The 2819-nt window shown below is 64.2% G+C and carries 4 protein-coding genes; 2 read left to right on the top strand and 2 right to left on the bottom strand.

Annotated elements, in window-relative coordinates; all coding sequences use genetic code 11:
- Positions 1–200: hypothetical protein (locus CF70_RS37545; protein ID WP_235184948.1), on the top strand; the 200-nt coding region annotated here is incomplete at its 5' end.
- Here the strand turns inward: CF70_RS37545 and istB are convergent.
- Together istB and istA are read right to left on the bottom strand one after the other, a co-directional pair.
- Positions 162–950 (bottom strand): IS21-like element helper ATPase IstB, encoded by a 789-nt coding sequence (gene istB / locus CF70_RS08500; protein ID WP_035863028.1) that lies wholly within the window; start codon positions 948–950, stop codon positions 162–164. The two genes, CF70_RS37545 and istB, sit on opposite strands and share 39 nt — an antisense overlap.
- 5 nt (positions 951–955) lie before the next feature.
- Positions 956–2485: an IS21 family transposase gene (gene istA / locus CF70_RS08495; protein WP_035863026.1), complete on the bottom strand. Its 1530-nt coding sequence runs from the start codon at positions 2483–2485 to the stop codon at positions 956–958.
- Between istA and CF70_RS35775 the strand changes: the two genes are divergently transcribed.
- Positions 2477–2819: hypothetical protein (locus CF70_RS35775; RefSeq protein WP_152561737.1), on the top strand; the 343-nt coding region annotated here is incomplete at its 3' end. The genes istA and CF70_RS35775 overlap by 9 nt on opposite strands.

Here is a 2819-nt window from a genome sequence, read left to right as displayed (position 1 = left end):
ATACCCGTGTCCAACTGGTGGTTGACGGCCCAACAGGCGTTGGCGAGGACCAGGCGAAAGCCTGCCACGCTTGCGAGATGTCGATCGCCGGCATAAAGGAGCCGGGCATCTTCGGCGTAATGGAGCCAGGCGGAGTCGCCTGGATCGGTCTCGAACGGGCCTCAAGAATGGCGGTTTTTCCCTCCTTTTTCAATGGCTGATTTGGGCTGCTCGGGCATGGCCCTGGGCGCGCGATAGCTCTCGCCGTCGAGGACGACCCGATAGGCGCCGTGACGCAAGCGGTCGAGCGTGGCAGCGCCCAGGATCTTGTTGCTAGCGAAGGCGTCTCCCCACTCGCCGAAGTCCAGGTTACTGGTCAAGATGGTGGAGCCCCGCTCGTAGCGCTCGGCGATCAGATCGTGGAGCAGTTCGTCGTCCGGCGTGCGCAGCGGCTTGAGGCCGAAGTCGTCGATGATGAGGAGTGGTAGCCTTGCGAGTGCCTGGAAGCGGCGTTCGTATGTGCCGACGGCCTCGGCTTGTCGCAGAGTGCGAAGCAACTGCGTCTGGGTGGTGAACAGGACGTCGTGTCCCTGGCGGACGGCGGCATGCCCCAGCGCCTGTGCCAAGTGGCTCTTGCCGGTCCCGCACGGGCCGGCGATCAGGATGCAGACCTTCTCCTCAATGTAGCGGCCGGTGGCCAGGTCATAGACGGTCGCCCGGTTCAGGTTGGGCAGGCGGTCGAAGTCGAAGCCCTCCAGGGTCTTCTCCCCACGGAAGCTGGCGCGGCGTACGCGTTGGCTGAGTTTCTTCTGGTCCCGACGAGCCAGCTCGTCGTGGACAAGCAAGGCGAGGAAGTCGGTGTGGGCCAACTGGCGCTCGATGGCTTCGCGATTGCGTACTTCCAGCGTGTCGAGAACGCCAGACAGGCGCAGTTGCTTGAGGGCGGAGGAGAGTTCGGGGATCGGATTCATGGGATTCAATGAAGAAGCAGTGTCTGGGTGTCGCGGCAGAAGCGGCCGCCTTGGGTGTAGGTGGTGGCCAGCGTGCCGACCGTGGGCGCTGGCTCGAGATCCAGCCCCTTGGCCAGGATCTGCTTGACCGCGCCGTAGTTGGGCGTGCCGAAGTGGTTGGCCCGCCGGCAGGCGGCTTCCAGCCGTTCGTCGCTGTATTGCTGTGCGAACCGCAACAGGCCTTGGACAGCACGCAGCTTGATCAGAACTCGATCGCCGAACAGCACGCGCACCAGGGCGGAACAGGACGGACCGATGCGCTTGGCCTCGCGCAAGCACCACTGGACATCGTGTAATTGCCAAGCCTGTGCCTCGGGTGGCAGATGGTCGGTGACGGTACTGCGGGCGCCGGGCGCACCCTGTCGCAAGTGCGTAGCAACCAGGATGTGTTCCTCATACAGATGCACCATCGTCACCGTAGCCTTGAGCCACAGCGACTTGCCGGCCAGCCGGAACGGCGCCGAGTAATAGGCCCGCTCGAACTGAACGTGGCCATCCCGGTGTACCTTCACTCGGCCCCAGGTCGCCAACTCGGGCGCCACTGCCGGTAACGGCAGCAACAGGCCTTGTTCAGTGCCGGTGAAGCTGACCAGAGGCTGCTGGCGCGTAGTGCCGTGGATACGAATGCCGGCCTCAGCCATGACCCAGGCGCGCACCTGGCGGTTGGCATCGGCGAGGTCGCGGAAGTCGCGCAGCGGCCCGAAGCTGTTCTTTACGTACTTGACGCCCGATTCCACGATGCCCTTCTTCTGTGGATCCCGTGGCGGACAGGGATCAATGCGGAAGCCATAGCCCTCGGCACATTGGGCGTAGGCCCGCTGGACTTCCGGCTCATACAGGCAGGCCCTGATGATGGCGCACTTGGGGTTATCGATGATGAGCCGCGCCGGCACCCCATGGAACCATTCGAAGGCATGTCGGTGACACTGCAGCCAAGTGGCAATGGTCTGGTCGCGCACGAGCTCGACGTACTGATGCCGGGACCAGCACAGCGTCATGACGAAGTACCAGGTCTTGTGGATCTCGCCGGTGTACACATCGGTGAGCGTTGGGCCGGCGCCGAAGTCGATCTGCGCGGCCTCGCCGGGCTTGAACTCCAGCCGCATCGGCACGTCCGGGATCTCCGCCGCCTTGATCTGCTTGAGGAAACGGTAAATCGACGACGTGCTGCCGCGGTAGCCGTGGTTGCGCTCAAGGGCGCTGAGAATCGTCGTGCCCTGAATGCCGGCCGCATGCCACTGCACGATCTGTTCGCGCCATGCTTCCAGCGGCGACACGCAACTGGGGGGCAACGGCGCCGCCATGCTGTCGCGGCTGAACGCCTCGGCCAGCTCAGCGTCGGTAGGCAACGGGGTGTCGGGAGCTAGCCAGCCCCGGTTGCTCGCGGTCTCTCGAACCAGGGCCAGCTTGCGCCGGCCCATCGTCTTGGACCGGGCGATGTCCCGGTCAGAATCGCCCTGGCGCATCCGCACCAGGACCTGTCGGTAATGAAACATCTCGAACCTTCTGTTCATGCTCCCTTCCGGCTAAAAGCCGGAAGCGTAGCGGTCATTGAAAGTTCGAGCCCGAGCCAGGCAGTGGCTCCATTACGGCGGCGATCTGCTGGCGCCTTTATGCCGAAGATTCGCCGGCTCCATTACGCCGGTGATCCCCTGGCGCCATTACGCCGAAGATCTGGTGGCGCCATTACGCCGGCGACGGATTGGCTCCATCATGGCGGCGATTCACACGAGAACTTCGGTGTGGCCGTTAGCGGCCTGCCGGACAGCATCGGCAAGGTGTTCCGCGGCCAGTGCTTCGACACCGGCTGCAATGCCACCAAGGTCGCGG

Origin of the sequence: Cupriavidus sp. SK-3, assembly GCF_000611145.1 — a bacterium.
In the GTDB taxonomy this organism is placed as follows: domain Bacteria; phylum Pseudomonadota; class Gammaproteobacteria; order Burkholderiales; family Burkholderiaceae; genus Cupriavidus.
This window is presented reverse-complemented; position numbering and strand designations above follow the sequence as displayed.

Coding starts and splice junctions, on each gene's coding strand:
- istB (WP_035863028.1), bottom strand. CDS start 950: ATGAATCCGATCCCCGAACTCTCCTCCGCCCTCAAGCAACTGCGCCTG.
- istA (WP_035863026.1), bottom strand. CDS start 2,485: ATGTTTCATTACCGACAGGTCCTGGTGCGGATGCGCCAGGGCGATTCT.